The 21,396-nt window shown below is 48.2% G+C and carries 23 protein-coding genes; 2 read left to right on the top strand and 21 right to left on the bottom strand.

All coding sequences use genetic code 11. The features are described 5' to 3' along the window. On the top strand, positions 1 to 504 hold a 504-nt coding region (msrB, locus tag DW922_RS18000; RefSeq protein WP_243032152.1), incomplete at its 5' end, for a peptide-methionine (R)-S-oxide reductase MsrB. Between the two features lie 79 nt (positions 505 to 583). Here msrB and DW922_RS08480 read toward each other — a convergent pair. Further along, positions 584 to 802 (bottom strand): DUF6061 family protein, encoded by a 219-nt coding sequence (locus DW922_RS08480; protein WP_118718824.1) that lies wholly within the window; start codon positions 800 to 802, stop codon positions 584 to 586. Positions 803 to 847: 45 nt separating this feature from the next. On the opposite strand from DW922_RS08480, the gene DW922_RS08485 reads away from it, so the two are divergent. Next, positions 848 to 1,003, top strand: coding sequence for a hypothetical protein (locus tag DW922_RS08485; protein WP_243032155.1), 156 nt, complete (start codon positions 848 to 850; stop codon positions 1,001 to 1,003). A gap of 197 nt (positions 1,004 to 1,200) precedes the next feature. On the opposite strand, the gene DW922_RS08490 is transcribed toward DW922_RS08485, so the two are convergent. The 20 genes from DW922_RS08490 to DW922_RS08585 all read right to left on the bottom strand — a co-directional run bounded on the left by DW922_RS08490 (position 1,201) and on the right by DW922_RS08585 (position 21,329). Further along, positions 1,201 to 2,007, bottom strand: a complete 807-nt coding sequence (locus tag DW922_RS08490; protein ID WP_118718823.1) for a class I SAM-dependent methyltransferase — start codon at positions 2,005 to 2,007, stop codon at positions 1,201 to 1,203. Between the two features lie 24 nt (positions 2,008 to 2,031). Beyond that, entirely contained in the window at positions 2,032 to 2,847 is an 816-nt protein-coding gene (locus tag DW922_RS08495) for a class I SAM-dependent methyltransferase (RefSeq protein ID WP_118540123.1), read from the bottom strand. Positions 2,848 to 2,863: 16 nt separating this feature from the next. Then, positions 2,864 to 4,597 carry an ABC transporter ATP-binding protein gene (locus tag DW922_RS08500; protein ID WP_118726347.1) on the bottom strand — a complete coding sequence of 578 codons (1,734 nt, stop codon included), beginning with the start codon at positions 4,595 to 4,597 and terminating at the stop codon, positions 2,864 to 2,866. 1 nt (position 4,598) lies between these two features. After that, positions 4,599 to 6,371: an ABC transporter ATP-binding protein gene (locus DW922_RS08505; protein WP_118726348.1), complete on the bottom strand. Its 1,773-nt coding sequence runs from the start codon at positions 6,369 to 6,371 to the stop codon at positions 4,599 to 4,601. 110 nt (positions 6,372 to 6,481) lie between these two features. After that, positions 6,482 to 7,096, bottom strand: a complete 615-nt coding sequence (locus DW922_RS08510; RefSeq protein ID WP_347560292.1) for a TetR/AcrR family transcriptional regulator — start codon at positions 7,094 to 7,096, stop codon at positions 6,482 to 6,484. Next, positions 7,023 to 7,262, bottom strand: a complete 240-nt coding sequence (locus DW922_RS17635) for a hypothetical protein (protein ID WP_182436803.1) — start codon at positions 7,260 to 7,262, stop codon at positions 7,023 to 7,025. Before DW922_RS17635 ends, DW922_RS08510 begins: the two co-directional genes overlap by 74 nt. 461 nt (positions 7,263 to 7,723) lie before the next feature. Further along, entirely contained in the window at positions 7,724 to 8,113 is a 390-nt protein-coding gene (gene rpsI, locus DW922_RS08520) for a 30S ribosomal protein S9 (RefSeq protein WP_118540145.1), read from the bottom strand. 28 nt (positions 8,114 to 8,141) lie between these two features. Beyond that, a complete protein-coding gene (gene rplM / locus DW922_RS08525) occupies positions 8,142 to 8,576 on the bottom strand; it encodes a 50S ribosomal protein L13 (RefSeq protein ID WP_118533980.1) in 435 nt (144 codons plus the stop codon). Positions 8,577 to 8,780: 204 nt separating this feature from the next. Further along, positions 8,781 to 9,974 carry a tRNA pseudouridine(38-40) synthase TruA gene (gene truA / locus DW922_RS08530; protein WP_118726349.1) on the bottom strand — a complete coding sequence of 398 codons (1,194 nt, stop codon included), beginning with the start codon at positions 9,972 to 9,974 and terminating at the stop codon, positions 8,781 to 8,783. Positions 9,975 to 10,125: 151 nt separating this feature from the next. Continuing rightward, the gene (locus DW922_RS08535; RefSeq protein WP_118726350.1) at positions 10,126 to 10,920 is read right to left on the bottom strand and encodes an energy-coupling factor transporter transmembrane component T; all 795 of its coding nucleotides are present in this window, start codon (positions 10,918 to 10,920) and stop codon (positions 10,126 to 10,128) included. Then, entirely contained in the window at positions 10,917 to 11,777 is an 861-nt protein-coding gene (locus DW922_RS08540) for an energy-coupling factor transporter ATPase (protein ID WP_118726351.1), read from the bottom strand. The genes DW922_RS08535 and DW922_RS08540 overlap by 4 nt, the downstream gene beginning before the upstream one ends. Before the next feature lie 12 nt (positions 11,778 to 11,789). After that, positions 11,790 to 12,665 (bottom strand): energy-coupling factor transporter ATPase, encoded by an 876-nt coding sequence (locus DW922_RS08545; RefSeq protein WP_118726352.1) that lies wholly within the window; start codon positions 12,663 to 12,665, stop codon positions 11,790 to 11,792. A gap of 129 nt (positions 12,666 to 12,794) precedes the next feature. Further along, the gene (locus DW922_RS08550) at positions 12,795 to 13,385 is read right to left on the bottom strand and encodes a TIGR01440 family protein (protein ID WP_243032157.1); all 591 of its coding nucleotides are present in this window, start codon (positions 13,383 to 13,385) and stop codon (positions 12,795 to 12,797) included. A 294-nt stretch (positions 13,386 to 13,679) separates the two neighbouring features. Then, positions 13,680 to 14,351, bottom strand: a complete 672-nt coding sequence (locus DW922_RS08555; RefSeq protein ID WP_118718818.1) for a GntR family transcriptional regulator — start codon at positions 14,349 to 14,351, stop codon at positions 13,680 to 13,682. 19 nt (positions 14,352 to 14,370) lie between these two features. Further along, positions 14,371 to 15,789 (bottom strand): Sapep family Mn(2+)-dependent dipeptidase, encoded by a 1,419-nt coding sequence (locus tag DW922_RS08560; protein WP_118726353.1) that lies wholly within the window; start codon positions 15,787 to 15,789, stop codon positions 14,371 to 14,373. 14 nt (positions 15,790 to 15,803) lie between these two features. Further along, positions 15,804 to 16,778, bottom strand: a complete 975-nt coding sequence (locus tag DW922_RS08565; protein ID WP_118718816.1) for an oligopeptide/dipeptide ABC transporter ATP-binding protein — start codon at positions 16,776 to 16,778, stop codon at positions 15,804 to 15,806. Then, positions 16,765 to 17,763 (bottom strand): ABC transporter ATP-binding protein, encoded by a 999-nt coding sequence (locus DW922_RS08570; RefSeq protein ID WP_118718815.1) that lies wholly within the window; start codon positions 17,761 to 17,763, stop codon positions 16,765 to 16,767. Before DW922_RS08570 ends, DW922_RS08565 begins: the two co-directional genes overlap by 14 nt. Positions 17,764 to 17,801: 38 nt before the next feature. Beyond that, positions 17,802 to 19,466, bottom strand: a complete 1,665-nt coding sequence (locus tag DW922_RS08575) for a peptide ABC transporter substrate-binding protein (protein ID WP_118726354.1) — start codon at positions 19,464 to 19,466, stop codon at positions 17,802 to 17,804. Between the two features lie 17 nt (positions 19,467 to 19,483). Beyond that, positions 19,484 to 20,365 (bottom strand): ABC transporter permease, encoded by an 882-nt coding sequence (locus DW922_RS08580; protein WP_118726355.1) that lies wholly within the window; start codon positions 20,363 to 20,365, stop codon positions 19,484 to 19,486. Positions 20,366 to 20,375: 10 nt separating this feature from the next. Next, positions 20,376 to 21,329, bottom strand: a complete 954-nt coding sequence (locus tag DW922_RS08585) for an ABC transporter permease (RefSeq protein WP_118718813.1) — start codon at positions 21,327 to 21,329, stop codon at positions 20,376 to 20,378. Positions 21,330 to 21,396: the final 67 nt, after the last annotated feature.

Genomic DNA, 21,396 nt, shown 5'->3' on the forward strand with positions numbered 1-21,396 from the left:
TACTGCCACATCCCGCGCGCGGAGATGGAGCTGTTTTCCCGGCTGCGCATCGATCCGGGCGACTATCAGAAGCCCGCGGTGGAATCCATCCGGGACAAGCTGACGGCGGAGCAGTACCGTGTTACGCAGGAGAGCGGCACAGAGCGCGCTTTCACAGGCGAGTTCTGGGATAAGTTTGAAAAGGGCATCTATGTGGATGTCGTCACCGGCGAGCCGCTCTTTTCCTCCACGGATAAGTACGAGAGCGGCTGCGGCTGGCCGGCTTTCACAAAGCCCATTGAAGAGCCTGCCGTGGTGGAACTGGAGGACCTGAGCCACGGCATGCGCCGTACAGAGGTCAGAAGCCGTGCCGGAGATTCTCACCTTGGTCATGTGTTCACCGGCGATCCGGAGTCCCCCAATGGCGTGCGCTACTGCATCAACAGTGCGGCCCTGCGCTTTGTGCCTTACGCAAAGATGAAAGCAGAGGGTTACGGATATCTTCTGTATCTGTTTGAGGAATGAGTTCGCATAATACAATGATATAATAAGCAGCGGCCCAATCATTATGAACCGGGCCGCTGTCGTTTATGCTCATGTCGGTTTATTCAAACAGGACGTTCAGCTTGCTGTTCAGAATCAGATCGGCATAAGCAAGCGGGTCGTTGTCGATCAGATAATCCAGCTCTGACCACTTGAAGCGGTTATCGGCAACTTCGTTTTCAACGGCGGTGACGTCAATGGAAATCCGGCTTCCATCGTCAAAAACCAGTTCTACGCTGGCTGTGTCGATGTTGAATTGACAGAAAATAAGTTTACTCATAGTCATATCTCCACGATGTTTTTTAGGTGAATCAGGTGGTCAATTTTGTCTGATGATTGGCGGGAATCTGGATACACAGCCGAGCAGATTGCCAGTGCAATGTCCACCGACATCAACCTGGTTGCGCTGAAGGTGGCGCACCTGGCAACACTTGGCTATAATCTGCGCGCACTGGAACATAAGAGCAACTTTTTGAAATAACGTACCTTCGAGGAGCCTGGATTGGCTCCTCTTTTTGTTGCAAATTGTGCAGGCGGCGCTTGCATAATTATCAGCCTAACATCTGCATGTGGTAGAGCTTCACTTTTTCCTCGAACGGCAGTCCCGGATCTGTTTGTTGTAAAATAAAAATGTAGTTGCAAAAAGGACTTGCAAAAATTATTTTGTGTTAAAAAATCTTAGGTTTTTAAACAAATCATCTTTACCATCTTGAATTGATCAGAAACTGCCATACTGACCTTTGTGGATAGCTTTAAACTGTTTTTAGGGATGTAACGATAGTATGGTTCCTCCGTAATCACTTTCACATTATCCCCGATTTTTGCTGCCAGTTCTTCCGCGGAATCCACATAAAAGAACATCTGTGCATCGGCATGGCCGACCTGTTTCATATATTTTTTCTTCATCATGGTCATGCCTCTTTTGTTCACTGTATCAAAAACAACTTCCATATTTCCAAATTGCCCAATCATACGCAGAAGGGCAATGACCTTATGTTCCTCAAAATAATGAAATAATCCGCCTGCAGTAACGAGAATAGGAGCATCAAGTACATCATTGCGAACTTTTTTGATCCAATCCTTTGCAAAGGCATCACCGGAAATATATAATTCCCTCTCTGGTTCGGGAAGAAGATCTCGCCGGTATTCGATCACATGCGGCAGATCCACGGCATACCAGTGTGTCTTTCCGTTATCACATCGGTGATAAGTTGTCTCCAGACCACAGCCCAGCTGGACAATCACACCGTCCGGTCTGCGTTCCAGAAAAGCCCGAATAATCCGATCCATATTAGCAGACCGGGAAGCAGAGGCCAAAAGGGTATACTGGTTCTGCATATTCTGTTCAATCAAGTCTAACGGCAGCCTATTTTTCAATTCCAATGCCTTTTTATCATATAAAATTTGTGGGCAATGCTCAGCAGCATAAATTCTTCCCAGCATAGGGACAAACAGGGTATCCTCCACGACTCCTAACTTGGACATAGCCAAACCTCCTGTTTTGATACATTACTTTCTGCCGACAAGCAGCCGGGAAGACCCCAGCATCATCATGGCAGCCCGACGGTGGGAGCCAAAAGCTTCCTGTGCAGTGTCAACGAGTCGTACTTCCTCATACCCCATATCTCGCAGTTTCTGCGCAAAACCTTCCATGTCACCGTACATCTTTGGTTTCATATCATCGTTGAGTGCAAAGACGCCGCCTTTTTTCAATACCCGCAGGCTTTCCAGCAGCAGTTTCTGCATATCAGCACCCATAACATTGTGATAGACATAGTTGCTGATGACTACATCAAAACTCTCATCAGGAAAATCCAACTGCTTCGCATCACCGTGCTGAAATACACAGCGGGAAGCCACGCCCTCCCTGGCAGCATTCTTCTCGCAGAGTGCTTTGCTGTAATTATACACAGCGCCCCAGTAATCAACACCAATCACTTTTGCTTTCGGCCATGTCAGAGCTGAACGGATTGTCAATGCTCCGGAGCCGCAGCCTACTTCCAGAATCTTCCCCTCACCGTCATAGTCCAGGTGAGAGAGAACGACTCGATGAACCTGTTCCATAATTCCGCCACCGCCAAAGGCATACTGCCGCCTGATCCATGTGATCCAGATCAGAAAAACCAAAATTGCGATTGTGATAACAGTAAACAGAACACCAAGAACAGCGACATGTAATACATAAAAAGAGAGGACAGCCAGCACAGCGGCCAAAACTCCGATTCCGCCAATGATGTAAAAGACAGGGTTGGACATCCAGCTTCCATAGTCTTCTCCGTGGGTGCCAAGTCGGATATTTTCCTGCTTACCATGGTTCTTGTTCATTACATTTCCTCCTTCTTTACGCAAGTTTCCAATTCTGGCTTTCTGTCTGCAGTTTTACCATATGGGCATATACACCATTCTTTTCTTCCAGATCCTTTGGTGATCCTTCTTCTGCCACGGTGCCATCAGAAAGGACAACAATTTTATCTGCTCCTGCTACGGTACGCATCCTGTGGGCGATGACCAGAACCGTTTTATCTGCGATCAGACGGGAAAGGGCTGTCTGTATCAGAGTTTCATTCTCCACATCCAGGGAAGCAGTAGCTTCATCTAAAAGAATGATCGGCGCATTTTTCAGAAATGCACGGGCAATAGAGATACGCTGGCGCTCTCCGCCGGAAAGTTCACAGCCATTTTCCCCGATCTTGGTATTCCATCCATCCGGCAGTTTTTCCGCAAATTCATCCACATTGGCAAGTTTCGCAGCAGCAATGACCTGTTCATCTGTGGCGTCTTTGTTTCCGATTCGGATATTTTCCAGAATCGTATTGTCAAACAGTGTAACATCCTGGAATACGATGGAATACAGAGAAAGCAGTGTTTCCGGGTCAATTCGGGATACATCCATGCCTCCCACGGTAATCTTTCCTCTGTTAATATCCCAGAACCTTGCTGCAAGCCGGGATACGGTTGTTTTTCCGCCGCCAGATGGGCCGACCAAAGCCGTAACCTCTCCCTGTTTTGCCGTAAAGGAAACATCTTTCAATACGGTTTCTCCGGTATTGTAGGCAAACCCAACATGGTCAAAGACAATATCATACCCCTGATTGGAAAGCCTGTCGCTGCCCTGCTGGATCGGATGATCGAGAACTTCATTCATACGGGCAATGTTGGTTCGTGTACTGATGACTGCCGCAAGATTCTGGAGTGCGCCCTGCAGAGGGTCATATAAACGGGATACTACCAGAAGGAACATAAAGAATGTAAGCACGGAGAGGCTTCCTTGCATGAGCAGAACAGCTCCCACCAGCGCAACCGTTGCAATACCAAGCTTCAGCACCAGTGACGCGGAAACCACAAAAGCAGCAAGACCAAATTCATTGAGGATGGAACGATGCTCCACGGCACGAATCTTCTTTTCCAGACCTTTTAAATATGCTTGCTCCGCATTGTTTGCTTTTAGGTCACGAACTGTTTCAATGCACTCCTGTATCCCGTCTGCACAGGCCATCTTCACATCCATGGCTTTCTGATTCAGATTTTCCTGAATTTTTGCGGAAAATCCCACAATCGCAAAGGCAACCGGCAGAACCCATAAGGCAGCCAGCGCCATTCTCCAGTCCGTAAAGAACAGACCAACGGAAATCAGGATCGTAGAAATGATTGAACCTGCAAGCTCAGGGATAAAATGTGAAAAACTCTGCTCTAGGAAGGTACAGTCCGCCATAATCGTACTGGTAAGATCGGCTAAATCCTTTTTCCCGAAAAAGGAAAGGGGGATTTTGCGCAGATGCTCTGCCAGAGTAATGCGGCGGATACCGCTTTCTTTGTAAGTGGCAAAATAGGTCGCATTATATTGAAAGAAAGTGGTCAGCAGAATCAGGCCGATACACACCACGCAGCCTGCCACATAAAATGGAATTTTCCCACCGGGAACACCTCCGTTCATCAGATCGCTGACCATGTAATATAAAAGACCTACCGGAAACATCAAAGACAGATTCTGAAGGACACAGGCCAGGCAGCCTTTGATCAGGTCTTTTGCTCCCTGTTCAGACAGGGCATATTTTTTCTGCAGTTTTTTGATCATATCACTGCACCTCCTTTGTTACCTTCCATTGCACGGAAGTCTGGTAATTTTTCCACATACGGCTGAAAATGCCGTCTTTTGCAAGCAATTCACGGCTGTTGCCGCACTCGGCAACCTGTCCGTTGCAAATGACAAAAATCTGATCCACATTTGTTACGGTAGAAAGCCTGTGGGCAATCATAATCACGGTCTTTCCCTCGGAAAGTCTTGAGAAAGCAGCCTGTACGCGGCTTTCGTTATCCGGGTCAGCAAAGGCAGTGGCTTCATCCAGAATGATGATCGGTGCATTTTTCAGCATTACACGGGCAATGGCAATTCGCTGCTGCTCGCCGCCGGAAAGATAGACACCCTTTGTACCGATAACCGTATCCACACCCTGTGGGAGTTTTTCCAGAATATCATCGCACTGTGCGTGATGAAGAGCAGTCAGAACTTCCTCACGGGTAGCTTTCGGTTTCCCCATACGCACATTTTCCAGAATGGACGCCTTGATCAGACGGCTGTTCTGAAATACGAAAGACACCGTATTCATGAGTTCCTCCTTCGGGATGTCTTTCACATTGACACCACCTATTGTTACCATTCCGCTCTGGGGATCAAAGAATCGGGAAATCAGGTTGGCAAGGGTTGTTTTACCACCGCCGGACGGGCCGACAAAAGCTACGGTTCGTCCTTCAGGAATGGTCAGTGAAATATCTTTTAATACTTCTTTTTCTCCATCATAGCTGAAATGAACCGATTTCAGTTCCACGGAAGCGTTTTGCGGATGCATTGGGTGTTTGGTTTCCTCCAGAGGCTTCAAATGCAAAACGCTGTCAATTCTCTGTAAAGCGTCATCTACGATCATGGCATTTTCACTTTGGAACATGATGCGTGTCAGTGTAACAGAAATAACCGGCGTAATAATGATATAGAAAATGAGATCCAGTAAGAAACCGGAAGTCACACCGTCTTGTGTCAGCAACAGTCCTCCGGCGATCAGTGTGGCAAAAACTCCGTTGATCGCAGCTGTATAGAACATCATCGGTGTCCGAAGCTGCTTGGTATAGGCGATCACCCATACTTTATAGCGGTCAATGGAGTCTTTAAACTTCTTAAAGGAAAAGATCGTCTGACCAAAGGTTTTTACCACCGGAATACCGCGGACATACTCTACCGCTTCATTGGACATATCATCCAGCGCATTCTGGTATTCTTTCATCTTTTCCTGCATCTGCTTTCCGGTCATTGCCATCATAATCAGAAAGCCCAGCACAACCGGAACAAGGCTCAACAGTCCCAGTCTCCAGTCAAACACGAACAACAGCACCAAAAGACCGCAGGGGGTTGCAATGGCATTGGCTCTGTCGGGAAGCTGATGAGCGAGATAGGTTTCGGTGGCTGCACTGGATTCGTTGACGATTTTGCGCAATTTTCCGCTGCCAAAACTCTCGGCAAATCCAAGAGGAAGCTTAACAATATGCTCCATGGTCTGGATACGCAGGTTTGTGGCAATACGAAATGCCCCTAAATGGGAACACATAAGCCCGGCTATGTAGACAAGCACCGCCAGGACAGCAAACAATACTGCCATCCAGCCATTGCCAGTCAGGTTCTGTGCCTGGCCAAAATCTGGTGCCACCTCCAGTACTTCCTTGATCATTTTCCAGATGTAATAGAATGGCACCAGAGCAATCAGGGCACTGATGGCAGAAAGCACCCAGGAAGCATAGGTCAGGTACTTATGGCTGCCTGCAATTTCCAGCAGACGTGATAAATTGGATTGTTTTTTCAAAAAAATTCCTCCTTTTCTTTGTGTTTATGATAAAGAGAACACGTCTATGTTCTTACAATATCCAAATTTAGGTTAGTTACAGCTAACTTACAAACAAAAATTATAAGGCATTACTGCCCCATAATTTTCATCCATCCCGCTGTATAAAAGGCGCGCATTTCTCTGACGTAGTTTTCGGCATCTTTGATCGGCATTTCGTGGATGATCAATTCAAAAAAAGTATGAAACATTCCGGTGATCAGAATATGCTCCAGCGAAGGATCGATATGCGGAGAGGGCCGTCCAAGCTTTCTTAAGACATCCTGATAGGCATGCGTCCCATCTATCTCAATCTCCACCATTTCATCAATTAGCCCGGCAAATTTTGTCCCTTCCGAACAGCAGAGGATCAGTTTACATTCCTCTAAATGTTCGTACGCATAATAGAGAATATCGTACATGCAGATTCCCGAAATATCACTCATGACTTCCGGCTGCTGGGCAGCTGGTAGTTCGGCGAACTCCTGCTGTGCCTTTATAAAACGGTTACGAATATATTCATAATGTTCACCAACGATGGCTTCAAAAAGTTCTTCTTTGCTTTTGTAATATCCGTAAAAGGCTCCGGTAGTCATTCCCACGGATTTCACAATATTCCGCAGGGAAGCGTCTTTATATCCTTTTTCTAAAAATTCTGCTTTCGCTGCCCGTTGGATATTTTCTAAAGTCGTTCCATTTCCGTTTATTTTGCACACCTCCTATATAACACTGATATATAACGCTGTTATAGTTATAATCTCTAAAAATTATTTTGTCAAGAGCAACAAGAAATAGTTGCATAAAAATAGCAATCTCTTTGAATTCCGGGAGAACACCGCATTGTTCCATACCTGCATTTCCATACTGATTCACCTTCTGAACGACCCCCTCGCGTTTCGTTAGGGGACCTCTGCAATGGCGCTTCACTGCGGCGTAGGGATTCACATACCCCAACGCTTTCGCCACATCGCTTGCACAGAAGAAGGTCTTGCCCGCCTCCTGCTCAAATTTGTCTCGCCGGATTTCGGGCGAAAAAAATAGAGCCTCAACCCATTCTCGTTTTCAAAGAATGAGCCAAGGCTCTATGTAAATCAGTCAAGTATGTGTTCGTCCGTTGACGGCAAAATTGGACTTCATTTGCTCCTATTGTCCACCAGTAATTTAACCCATAAGATGTCAAAATGGGCTTGTCCACCAGTAATTTGACCACTATAAACCCATAAATTTCCGTTCAAATTCCATCAAAACCGAACAGTCCAGACAGAATTTTGGGTATAGAAAAAGCCCGGAAAATGGCGTATTTCCGGGCTTTTTTAGCATTATTAAACTGTAGATTATCGCTTGCTGAACTGCGGAGCACGACGTGCTGCTTTGAGACCGTATTTCTTTCTCTCTTTCATACGCGGATCTCTGGTCAGGAAGCCTGCTTTTTTCAGAACCGGTCTGAAATCAGCGTCTGCCTGAAGCAGTGCTCTGGAGATACCGTGACGGATTGCACCAGCCTGGCCGGTGAAGCCGCCGCCGCGAACGTTAACCAGAACGTCGAACTTGTCAACGGTCTCGGTTGCTACTAACGGCTGACGAACAACTACCTTTAAGGTCTCAAGACCAAGATACTCGTCGATGTCTCTCTTGTTGATGGTGATTTTACCGGTACCTGGTACCAGATATACTCTTGCGATAGATTTTTTTCTTCTACCTGTTCCGTAATATTTATTTGCCATGATAACTTCCTCCTTTCAGTACCTTTCCTTAGAATTTGATTTCCAGAGCTTCCGGCTTCTGAGCTGCCTGCTCATGATCCGGTCCTGCATATACATGAAGCTTGGTCATCATGCTTCTTCCTAAAGGTCCCTTCGGAAGCATACCCTTAACAGCAAGCTCAATCACACGCTCCGGCTTCTTAGCCATCATCTCACGCAGAGTGGTCTCTTTCATACCACCTACGTAATCAGAGTGATGATAGTAGATCTTCTGATCTAACTTCTTACCGGTTACTTTGATCTGATCTGCATTAACAACGATCACATAATCGCCGCAGTCGATGTGCGGGGTGTAGATCGGTTTATTTTTACCTCTTAATACTTTTGCTACTTCTGAAGCCAAACGTCCTAAAGTACATCCGGCAGCATCTACTACATACCATTTTCTCTCAATCGTCGCTGGACTAGCCATAAAACTCTTCATTGGTTAACCTCCTGTTAAACTATCTGTTCCTAACGGTCACTTACCGCAATTGTTTTGAAATGTATAGTAAAATGCCTATTCCGGGGCTTTGGCCTAAGCATTTCCACCTAACGTCACAGTTGTATATTATATTATATCCACTGTTTCATGTCAAGCGCTTTTTCCTTGATTTTACGTGATTTTGAAGGGTTTTCCACAGTTTTTTCAATTTTGCGGTGTGTTATCCACAAGCGGAAGGGCAGTTACCCACCGCAGAGCAGTTTCCTTTGCTGATGTTTCTTCTTCCTGTGCTCTATTTCCAGAGGGCTTTGCACATTTCGCACAATCTGGACGTTCCCCGCTGTTCCGAACCAATTTCCGCAGCGCATCTGCCTCTTCTGGTGTGAACGGGTCTTCAGCCTTCTGTTCTGTCTCTTCCAGCACATAACGCCCATGAACATCCCCGGCCTTTAACCGGTCCGGTTTTTCCAGATCAGTCACATAAACCTTCTCAGCCCCATTCTGGAACGCATGATGGATATTTCTCCGGAGGATTCCATCCAGTTCTTCCTCCACGCAGCGGGTGAGCACGAAAAAGGCTGTCTTCTCATCTTTTATATGGGACTGCAGAATATCATACTTCCAGTATTTGTTCTCCCGGTGATGCCAGTCCGGCAGTTCTTTCTGATATTCCATGCTGACCAGGGTCAGTCCTCTCGCCGGTGCCGTGCGTCCCGCTGCCTGGCGGTCCCTGGCATCCAGAATTTCTTCCACATGTTCCGGCGGATAAGCCCCCATTCCAACCTCCAGCAGCGTACCTGCAATAATACGCACCATATTATAGAGAAAACCGCTTCCGCTGATGCGAATGGTGATCATGTCATCCTGCTTTGTAATATCAAGACTGTAGATAGTCCGCACGGTCTCCTCCGCCTGGGTCCGTACAGTGCAGAAGCTCTTAAAATCATGCTCTCCCACCAGATATGCTGCTGCCTCTCTCATTTTGTCAAGATCCAGGTTAAAATAGCAGAAATGGGCATACAGACGCTCCAACGGCATGGAAATCTTCCGATTCAGTACCTTATATTCGTAGGTTTTGATACAGTTAGCCTTTCTGGGATGCCAGTCCGCCGGGACCTCTTCCGAACGCTGCACCCGAATATCCTCCGGCAAACGCTGGTTTAAGGCAAAACAGATCTTATCGGCCGGCATGCGGTTTTCCGTATCAAAAACCGCCACATTTCCACGGGCATGTACGCCGGAATCCGTACGGCTTGCGCCGATAACAGAAATGGATTCTTTTAAAAGAGCAGTCAGTTCCCGGTTCAGCACTTCTTCTATGGTGATGCCGTTTGGCTGAAGCTGCCAGCCGCGGTAGGCAGTCCCGTCATAGGCTACCACCATTCTCACTCGTTTCATCAATGTTATCCTCCCAAAGCATCCCGGCCTAAGATTTCATGATATGCGAAAATCTGCCCTGGCAAATTTTCCTGCCGGATGCGCAAGTCAAAAATTGCTTCCCGGCCATCATGACAGGAAGCAATTTACAGTTACATTTTATTTTATCATCCTACGCACGAAGCAGGATCACGATCATCAGGTAGATCACATACACCAGATATCCCACATGATCACGCTTGGCGTATTTGAGCGGTTTCATCTTGGTACGGCCCTCGCCGCCATGATAACAGCGTGCCTCCATAGCCATGGCAAGGTCCGTTGCACGGCGGAACGCAGAGATAAACAGCGGCACCAGAAGCGGCACCATGCTCTTTGCCTTCTGGATCAGGTTTCCGCTCTCAAAATCAGCGCCTCTTGCCATCTGCGCCTTCATGATCTTGTCGGTCTCTTCTACCAAAATCGGGATGAACCGCAGTGCAATGGACATCATCATGGATATCTCATGTACCGGCACACCTGCCTTATTTAAGAAACCCAGGCTCTTTTCCAGGCCATCCGTCAGCTCATTCGGCGTGGTTGTCAGCGTCATAACTGAGGAACCGATCACCAGATAGATCAGTCGCAGGGCCATAAAGCCTGCGGTACGGATGCCTTCCTGGGTAATCTTAAAGATACCAAACTGAACGACCGGTATTCCCGGCGTCAGAAACAGGTTAAAGCTCACACTGATCAGAAGTAAAAATAAAATTGCCTTTAAGCCTCGCACCATGAAAGAAAACGGTACCTTTGACATGCGGATGGCCATGACCAGAAACAGAGTGGCCGCCACATAGCAGGCAATGCTGTTTGCAAAAAACAAAGAAACAATGAACACCAGCGTTCCAAACAGCTTCGCCCTCGGATCCATGCGATGCAGCACAGAATCCACCGGATAGTATTGTCCTAATGTAATATCGCGAATCATGGTCTTTCATCCTTCCCGAGCAGATGCAGAATCGCATCCCTTGCCTCTGTCACTGTGGTAATATCGTCTGCGATCGGCACGCCATGCTCCTTTAAGCCATGTACAATGTAGGTGATCTGAGGGGCGGCCAGTCCCATGGCCTCCAGCTCCCTGTAATGGCGGAACACTTCCTTCGGCGGCGCGTCAAATATCTTTTCACCATGGTTCATCACCATGATCCGGTCCGCATAGCGGGCAATATCCTCCATGCTGTGAGATACCAGCACAATGGTCATATGATGGTCCCGGTGCAATGCGGAAATTTCATCCAGGATCTCATCACGGCCCTTCGGATCCAGACCTGCAGTCGGCTCATCCAGGATCAGTACCTCCGGATGCATGGCCAGCACCCCGGCAATGGCAACTCTCCGCTTCTGACCGCCGGATAATTCAAACGGTGACTGCTGCCAGAGTTTTTCATCAAGTCCAACCTGGATCAATGCTTCCCTGGCCCGGGCCTCTACTTCTTCTTTTGAGAGGCCCTGATTCTTCGGACCAAAGCATACGTCCGAAAAGACATCCACCTCAAACAGCTGATGCTCCGGATACTGGAATACCAGCCCTACCTTACTGCGCAGAGCCTTCATGTCATAGCCATCCTGGTAGATATTTTCTCCATTATAATAGATTGCGCCGCTGCTGGCACGCAAAAGCCCGTTCAGATGCTGGATCAGCGTGGACTTTCCGGATCCGGTATGACCGATCAGCCCGATAAACTGTCCATCTTCGATCTCAAAACTGACATCCTTTAAGGCATACTGCTCAAAGGCTGTTCCTTCGCCATATATATGATTCAAATGTTCTGCCCTGATCGACATATATGCCTCCTTTTATTTTACCTCTGGAAATTTTTCGTGGAAAATGGGAAGAAGCTTCTCCATCAGCTCATCCATCGTCAGGATTCCATCCGGAAGGTTTACGCCTGCCTGCTTCAGCTCATAGGCAAGCTCCGTCACCTGCGGAACATCCAGACGATATTCCTTCAGTTCCTTTACCCTGGAAAAGATTTCCCGCGGTGTTCCGTCCATCACTAGCTTTCCGTCATCCATAACAATAACACGGTCCGCATCAATGACTTCTTCCATATAATGCGTAATCAGAAGAACCGTGATCTTCTCCTGACGGTTCAGCTCATGAAGGGTCGCGATGACTTCCCTGCGACCATTCGGATCCAGCATGGCAGTCGGCTCATCCAGGATGATGCACTGCGGACGCATAGCCATGACACCGGCAATAGCCACACGCTGCTTCTGACCGCCGGACAGTTTGTTTGGTGATTTTAAACGGTACGCAGTCATGCCGACTGCCTCCAGGCTCTGGTCTACCCTACGCCAGATCTCGTCGGTCGGCACTCCCAGATTCTCCGGTCCAAATCCCACATCCTCTTCCACAATGTTGCCAATGATCTGGTTATCCGGGTTCTGGAATACCATGCCTGCAGTCTTTCGGATATCCCAGATATGAGCATCGTCCGCTGTATTCATGCCGGAAATCCAGACAGTGCCGTCTGTCGGAAGCAGAATGCCGTTCACCTGTTTGGCAAAGGTAGACTTTCCGGAGCCGTTGTGCCCCAGAATAGCCACAAAATCTCCCTGGTTAATGTCCAGAGTCAGATCATCGATCGCACGTTTTACTTCTTCCACATGGTCATCTTCATCCCGGCGGATATAATCATATATTAATTTTGAAGCTTTTATGATACCCATAAACAAATGCTTCCTTTCCTGTGTATCTCTGTATACATTGTCGTTGTTTCATTTTAAGCGAAATTATACACAGCGTCAAGAAAAAATCCATCTGTTATCCACATTGATCTGCAATAGATGCAATTCTTCTTATAACAGATTTTCGTCGTATACGGCTCTTGCACCACCGGTGAACTTCAATCTTGTTCTGGCACAGATCACCCGGGCTGCTCCGATCTGACGCTGCTCAATCCGTACCGGAACCGCCACTTCTTGTAAATGCATGCCGATCAGGGTGTCGCCGATATCCATTCCGGCTGCTGCCCGGATATGCTCCACTGCTGCCGGATGCGTAAAGCTGTGATACGCAGCTGTCGCAAAAGAACCTCCGGCCTTCGGCTGCGGAACCACATTGACCTGCTCATAGCCATAACGTTCTGCTGCTTCCTCTTCCAGGATCAGTGCCCGGTTCAGATGCTCACAGCACTGGGCAGCCAGAAATACCTCCGCTTCCTTAGCTGCCTGGTATATACCGTCAAAAAGTGCCTGACCCAGTTCCGGACTGGAGAAGCTTCCGATCCGCTCACCGGCAACTTCGCTGGTAGAACATCCCACCACCAGAATGCTTCCTTTCTTCGGATGCGCTGCCGTAAGAAGCTGTGAGGCTGCCTCATAAGCCTCCTGCCGAATCTGCATCAGTTCCTGTGTCTCTGCCTTTCTGTCAGACAATCCGTTCCCCATTCTCTGTCTCCTCCATTCTTTCAAATACTGCCTTTCATTATACGCCTTCTTTTCCAAAAGAAAAAGAGAAAAGATGACTGACAAAAGAGGCTGCCGCAAAATGGAATCTGGTACGTTTCCATTTCATGACAGCCTCTCCCTTTTCTCCATTTACTGTAACTGTTCAGTACCCTCACAGTTACGAGCAAAAATCCATTGAAAATTGCCTTCGGCAATAGGATTTTTGCCTGCAAGCCCATGTTTTCGTACGGTCAGCGCAGTGAATGCGCAGACCTACTGAACAGTTACCATTTACTACAGATTAAAAGTTCTCGCGTAATTTGGACAGATGATATCCAGAAAGGATGCAATATCCTTTTTTAAAGCCTGCTCTGCCTGGTCAAATCTGCCTTCCTCCATGCACCGGATAATGCAAAGATGGCCTTCGACATCCACATTCCAGGACCGGTTATCCCGCTGATCCCAAAAGCGCTGTGCATATGCACGAGTCAGAAATCCGGTACTGCTCTCCACCATATGGTAACAGTAATCGTTGCCGCTGTAGGAAATGAGCTTCAGGTGGAACTTCATGTTGTTTTCCCAGTGCTTCAATGCCGGAAGCTCATCTGTCCCATTCCACCAGCATTCCTTCATGGTGAACTCCTTCAGTTCCGCAATATCTTCCGGGGTAAACGTCGGAGCATAAACCCGGAAGCAACCGGTTTCGATCAGAATTCGGAAATCCACGACATCGAGGATCTCCTTCTCATTGATCCGTACCACCTCATAGCCGTAGCGCGGATGGCTGATCAGAACTCCCTCTTTACAAAGTTCGATCAGGGCATCCCGAATCGGAGATTTGCTCACTCCGTACTTGGCAATCAGCTGCTTCTCCGTAATAATTTCGTTCTGTTTGTAAATTCCCTGAATGATATCACTCAAAACAGCTTCATAAATCTCGGCCTTCAAAGATGGCTTTCCACTCATACCGTTTTCTTACCCTTCCCTACATCATTTTATCAAGCTCCAACAACGCAATTATATATGTTTTCAGGCCATTTAGCAACATCTTCAGCGGAACACATTCATCCGGCTGGTGTCCCTGTCCATGACCGCTCTCAAACGGATTGACTGCGTCCGGTACGCCCGGTCCAAAACCGACTGCTACCGGAAGCTTGCGGGAATATGTTCCTCCTCCCATGGTATAAGGCTCGTAATGCTTTCCAAGGACATCATCACAGATATCGCATAACAGCGGAATGTACGGCCGGTCGATTGGCTGGTAAGCCGGTCTGGAAAGCTCCGTTACCCTGAACGAGAAGCCTTTCTTCTCACTGCATGCCCCAAAGCGGCGGCTGACCTCCTCGCCATCTGCCGTAACCGGGTAGCGGACATCAAAAAGAATCTTCATATTTCCGGCTTCCATGCGTACTACGCTTCCGACAGCGGTAAGCTTTCCGGACGCTTCATCCTCAAAGGAGATATCTGCTCCTGCTCCATAAAAGTCAGAAGTCAGCTCTGCCAGGCCTTTCACTGCATCTGCGCAGCTTCCCTGAAGCAGGGTGGTGCCGGATAATGCTGCTGCCAGAACCTGAACCGCATTCACAGCTCCCTCCGGGAATGCTGCATGTCTGGAAATTCCGCTTGCCGTGATCCGCACATGCGGACCATCTGCCTCTGCCGTAAGTGCTTCCTGATCTCCAAGCTGACGTTTTACCTCTTCCAGGGATACATCGGAAAGCAGCACTTCTGCCTTGGAGGGAATTACGTTCACAACGCTTCCGGCATGAAAATCGATCAGATTTCCGTCTGTCCGGAGGTTCAGTTCTGCGCGCAGCAGACCTTTTTCTCCATAGCAGATCGGGAAATTGGTATCGGTGACCAGGCACAGATCCGGAATCTGCTGCGTCTTGCAGAAATACTCGATATCCTTCATACCTGTTTCTTCCGACAATCCAAAATAAATCATGACATCATTTTTTAATTCTATTTTATGTTCTTTTAAATAGCGCAGTGCATAAAGCGCACAGATGGCCGGACCCTTGTTATCCCCTACACCGCGTCCGATCAGAAAACCGTCCTTTAAGGTGCAGCCCAGCGGAGGATACTGCCATCCGTCTCCAAGCGGAACAACATCCAGGTGAGCAAACATTCCGATTCGCTTCGGATGCTCACCGGTACCCGGTACCACACAGCTGCCGCAGTGATATTCATGATTTACTACCGTAAATCCATATCCTCCGGCAATCTCTGTTGCTTTATCCAGTACGTTCTTACATTCTTCTCCAAATGGCCATGGCCCGTCGTTCTCTACCGATATACTCGGTATCGCAACCAGTTTCGCCAGGTCCCTTACAAAATCATTCTGATTCGCCTCAATCCACTGATCGATGCTCTGCTTTAAAGCTTCGTCTGGTTTGTACATTCTGCGCTCCTCCTTTAAGTTAGATGACATGCTACCATATGTCCGTTACCTACATCATGTAATGCAGGACACTCGGTCTTGCAGCGTTCGGTAGCGTACTTACATCTGGTGTGGAAATAGCAGCCAGACGGCGGATTCAGAGGACTCGGAACATCCCCTGTCAGAATTTCCCGTTTCATTTTATTATCCACATCCGGAATCGGGATTGCGGAAAGCAGCGCTTTCGTGTACGGATGCTGTGGATTGTTATAAAGCTCATTTTTCTCTGCGATCTCTACGATCCGGCCCAGGTACATCACGGCAATTCGGTCGGAAATGTACTTTACAACGCTCAGATCGTGGGAAATAAACATATAGGTTAAATGCTTTTTCTTCTTTAATTCCTGAATCAGATTCAGTACCTGCGCACGTACTGACACATCCAGTGCAGATACCGGCTCATCACAGACAACGAATTCCGGATTTAAGACCAGAGCACGCGCGATGACGATTCTCTGTCTCTGTCCGCCGGAGAACTCGTGCGGGTAGCGGTTCATCATATTTTCCGGCATGCCTACCAGTTCCATGATCTCTTTGACTCTCTGGACTCTCTCCTCCATGGTTCCGATCCCGAAGGCCTCAAGCGGGGCCATGATCAGCTCGAGAACGGTCATACGCGGATTCAGGGATGCGTACGGATCCTGGAAGATCAGCTGCATCTTGCGCCGCATCTGGCGCATCTGCTCCTTGTTCAGTTTGGTGATATCCTCACCACGGTACAACACATTTCCAGCCGTCGGTCTGATCAGCTGGAGGATACAGCGGCCCAGTGTGGACTTGCCGCACCCGGACTCACCTACAACGCCGATGGTCTCGCCTTCATAGATGGTCAGATCTACAGAATCCACTGCATGGACAATCTTTAACGGCTTTCCAGTCAGGCTCTTTGATGTTACGAATTCTTTTTTTACTTTTTGAACTTCCAGTAATACCTTCTTATCCTCTGACATCATCCTGACCTCCTTCCGGTGCGTACTTCCAGCAGCGTACCTGTCTTCCATTTACATCGTAAAGCCCCGGCTCCTGCTCCCTGCAGCGTTTGTCTGCTTCCGGACATCTGGTGCAGAAACGGCATCCCTTCGGCATCTCGGACAAATCCGGAACTGATCCCGGAATGTTGAACAGCGGATCATCGGAACTCTGGTCCAGACGCGGAATGGATTTTAACAGACCGCGGGTATACGGATGGAGCGGATCTTTGAAAATACTTCTTACGTCTCCGTATTCCATCTCTTTTCCTGCATACATGACCATGACGTCATCTGCCATCTCTGCCACAACTCCCATATCATGGGTGATCAGCATCAGGGACTTATTCTCCTTTTCCTTCAGCTCCCTCATCAATTCAAGGATCTGGGCCTGGATCGTCACGTCAAGGGCTGTCGTCGGCTCATCTGCAATGAACAGTGATGCATTGCAGGACAGTGCCATGGCAATCATGACACGCTGACGCATACCGCCGGATAACTGGTGCGGAAACTCTTTCAGGCGCTGAGCCGGGGAAGGGATGCCGACTTTCGTCAGCATCTCCTCAGCTCTCGCCCAAGCCTCTTTTTTATCCATCTTACTGTGCGCGGTAATGGTTTCTACCAGCTGCTTACCGATCGTCATAACCGGGTTTAAGCCTGTCATGGAATCCTGGAAGATCATCGCTATCTCATTTCCACGGATCTGACGCATCTCCTTTTCTGACAGCTTTGCCAGATCGCGGCCTTCGAACAGAATCTCTCCAGATGCGATTTTTCCTGTCTGCTTGGGAATCAGCCGCAGGATCGACATACTTGTAACGGATTTTCCACACCCGGATTCACCCACGATTCCAAGTGTTTCTCCTCTCTTTACATGAAAGGATACTCCGTCTACCGCTGTCACGGTTCCATTCTTACCTGAAAACTGAGTAACGAGTTTTTTTACTTCAATTAAATTCTCTGACATTCCAATACCTCGCTTTTCGTATGGTATTTAACAGATGCTTATTTATTTACTTTCCATTCCCATACATTCTTGTTGATGTTGTAATCGATTGCGCCTTCGCGTACATTCTCAAGCTTCTCGTTATATGCAAACAGATCGTTGGTGTGATACAGGAATGCCATCGGCATCTGTTTAAATAACTCTTCCTGATACTGATCGTAGATCTTCTTACGTGCCTCGAAGGTGATTTCCTTTGCACCAGACTCACCGATCTGGCCCAGGGTCGGATCAGATAACTGTGCAAAGTTGTTCATGTAACCTGCAGTTACGTTCGGTACAGACTCAGACGGATCAACGGAACCTGCAGAACCGATGAAGCACAGATCATAGTCACCGTTTCTTGCGTTGGTAAGCAGGGTCGGGAAGTCTAAGGTCTGAATCTTGGTCTTGATGCCGATCTTCTGTAAATCCTGCTGAATCAGGATCGCAGATTTCTCACGAACTTCGTTACCGGTAGATACCAGTACCTGCAGCTCACGGTTGCTGTCCCAGCCAGCAGCCTCCAGCATGGATTTTGCTTTCTCCGGATCATACTCGATCGGCAGCAGCTTCTCATCAAAGTACGGATGATCCTCAGCCAGAGGTCCGATTGCGATACGTGCCTCACCCTGCAGTAGCTGGTCAACGATAACCTGACGGTTGATTGCAAGGCTGATTGCGTGACGGACATCCTCGGTCAGATAATCTCTGGCGGTGTTCATTGCCATGTACTGATATGCAAAGGTCGGTACAGATTTCGTAACGATACCCTGTGTATTCTTAGCTGTTTCCCAGTCTGCTAACGGGATCTGGCTGTTGCCGGACAGAACGTCGATGTCGCCGCTCATTAAGCCGGATAACAGGTTAGAGGACTGTACCTTCTTGAATACCAGACGGTCAAAATCCGGAGCGCCAAGATAGTAGTCTTTGTTTGCCTTGAACTCAATGGATACGCCAGACTCCATGCTGTCGAAGATACATGGGCCGGAGCCAATCGGTTTCTGCCAGAATGCGTCGTTTACCAGATCTGCGTCAGAAATGCTATCCAGCAGATGCTTCGGCATAATAAAGAAGTCACGGTTAACCAGTGCGTAAATGATAGCTGGATCCATCGGGTCCTTTAAGGTAAACTCTACGGTATGATCATCCAGTGCTGCTACCTCGATGCTGTCGGTGCTGGTCTCACAGCCAGTCTCATCGGTTCCTGCAAAGTACTTCATACGGATTCTGCGCAGATAGTTGTACTCGGAAGAAGATGCAACCTGTGCGGAGTAAACAACATCCTCTGCGGTTACCGGTTCTCCATCCTGCCATTTTGCATTCTCATTCAGATGGTACGTGATCTTATCCTGAGCCTCGTTGGTCTCCCAGCTGTCTGCAAGACGCGGCCCAAAGGTACCATCGGTGTTGATGACCATCAGATGGTCAAACATCAGCTCGATTACGTTATCCGCGCCTGCATTGGTGGTGTTCATCGGCATGAACGTATCCCAGTCACCGGTCTGTGCCATGGTAATGACCTTCTCGCCGCCTGTGCTTCCTGCCTCTGCTGCCGCGCTGGTTTCCGCAGAATTACCTGCAGCCGCGGTTGTCTGGCTTGAGCTGCTGGATCCACCGCCGCATGCGGTAAGGAGCATTGCTCCGGCCAAAGATGCAGCAACCACTTTTAACATGTTTCTCTTCATAATATTCCTCCTTTTATTTATTTCTTTTTTATTTTGGTTTTGGCATCCAGAGCATCCCGGATTCCATCTCCTATGAAGTTAATACTGGATACGGTGAGCACCAGTAAGATTCCCGGCGGTACCCACAGCCACGGTCTTGAGGAAAGTACGGTGATGGACTGTGCCGCGTACAGGATATTTCCCCAGGATGCTTCCGGCGGCTGAACACCCATACCCAAAAAGCTCAGTGCAGACTCCTGAATGATCGCCTGCGCTGTACGGAATGTAAAGTTGATCAGGATCGGAGCAAATGCGTTCGGGATCACGTATTTGATCAGTAGCGGGATATCTTTGGTTCCGACTGCCTTGGCAGATTCCACATACTCTTTTTCTCTGACCGACAGCACATTGCCATAGATCAGTTTTGCGAAATCGGTCCAGCCCAGAATACCGATGACCAGGGTAACCGTCCATACAGAAGGTCCGATAACGGATACCAGCACCAGAATCAGGATCATGGACGGGAAGGACATGAAGATATCTGCGGTTCTCATAACGATGGTTTCCCAGATACCTTTATAGTAACCGGCGATCAGACCCAGCGGTACACCGATGCAAAGACTGATGATCGCGGAAAGCAGTCCCACCAGAAGGGAGATCCGGCCTCCGTAAACCAGTCGTGCAAATACGTCACGGCCGGTATCATCGGTTCCTAAAATGTGTCCCGCTCCCGGCTTTGCGCTGAACGCGAGAATATCTGACGTATACGGATCCAGCTTCATGATCATAGGAAGCACAATGACCAGGATCACTTCCAGCAAAATGACCGCAACACCGATCATGGCCAGCTTGTGCGCTGTAAACTTCCGGAGCACGTCACGATAGTATGAATCTTTTTTTTCAACTGTTTTTGTGGACATTTCTCTCCTCCTAACGGCTCTCTCTTATCTTTGGATCCAGTAAGCTGTAAGCAATATCCGTCAGGACGTTGCCAATCAGGACTGCTGCAGCAATCACAACGGTGATTCCCATGATCATTGGGTAATCTCTGGCGTTGATGGACTGGACCATCAGGCTGCCAAGTCCCGGCCAGCTGAATACCTGCTCTGCCACGACCGCGCCGCCGAACATGAACGGGATCATGGTACTCAATACGGTAACAACCGGAATCAAGGAGTTTCGCAAACCGTGAACGATCACGACTCTCGGCTCAATCAGGCCCTTTGCACGGGCAGTGCGGATGTAATCCTCATTGAAGACTTCCATCATGCTTCCTCGTGTCTGGCGGAGAATGCTTCCGATATTAAAAATAGTTAATACCAGACAGGGTAGAATCAAATGATGCGCCGCCGATGCCGCGGTATGGATACCTGCGTCATACATACCGCCCATAGGAAGGACACCCAGCCTTACCGCAAATATGTAGATCATAACCAGACCTGTAAAGAAGGTCGGGGTAGAAGCACCTACAAAAGCCAGTCCGGAAGAAATATAATCCCATGCGGAGTAAGGCTTGTATGCTGACATGATACCAAGCGGTACCGCGATCAGCACAGATAATGCTGTAGAGGAAAGGGTGAGAATCAGAGTCGGTCCCAGTTTTTCCAGAACCTGTCCGAGAACCGGCAGGCTGTTCCGGTATGAGATTCCCAGATTTCCGTGAAGCATGGATACCAGCCAGCGGAAATACTGAATGATGGCTGGGTCATTGAGACCCATCTGCTCTTTTAAGGCCTCCATACTTTCCTTTGTTGCCATTGGATCCGCCATCAGCATTTCCAGTGGACTGCCCGGTGCAAGCAATGAAATTAAATACACCAGGACTGTAATTCCGAAAAATGTTGGAATTGCTACTAATAACCGCTTGATGGTATATTTTAGCATGCGTCTATCGACCTCCGTATTTTCCTGATCATTCCCAAAACCTGTTTTCCGAGTCTCAAGAATATCA

Origin of the sequence: Clostridium sp. AM42-4 (genome assembly GCF_003480105.1) — a bacterium.
GTDB lineage: Bacteria > Bacillota > Clostridia > Lachnospirales > Lachnospiraceae > Brotaphodocola.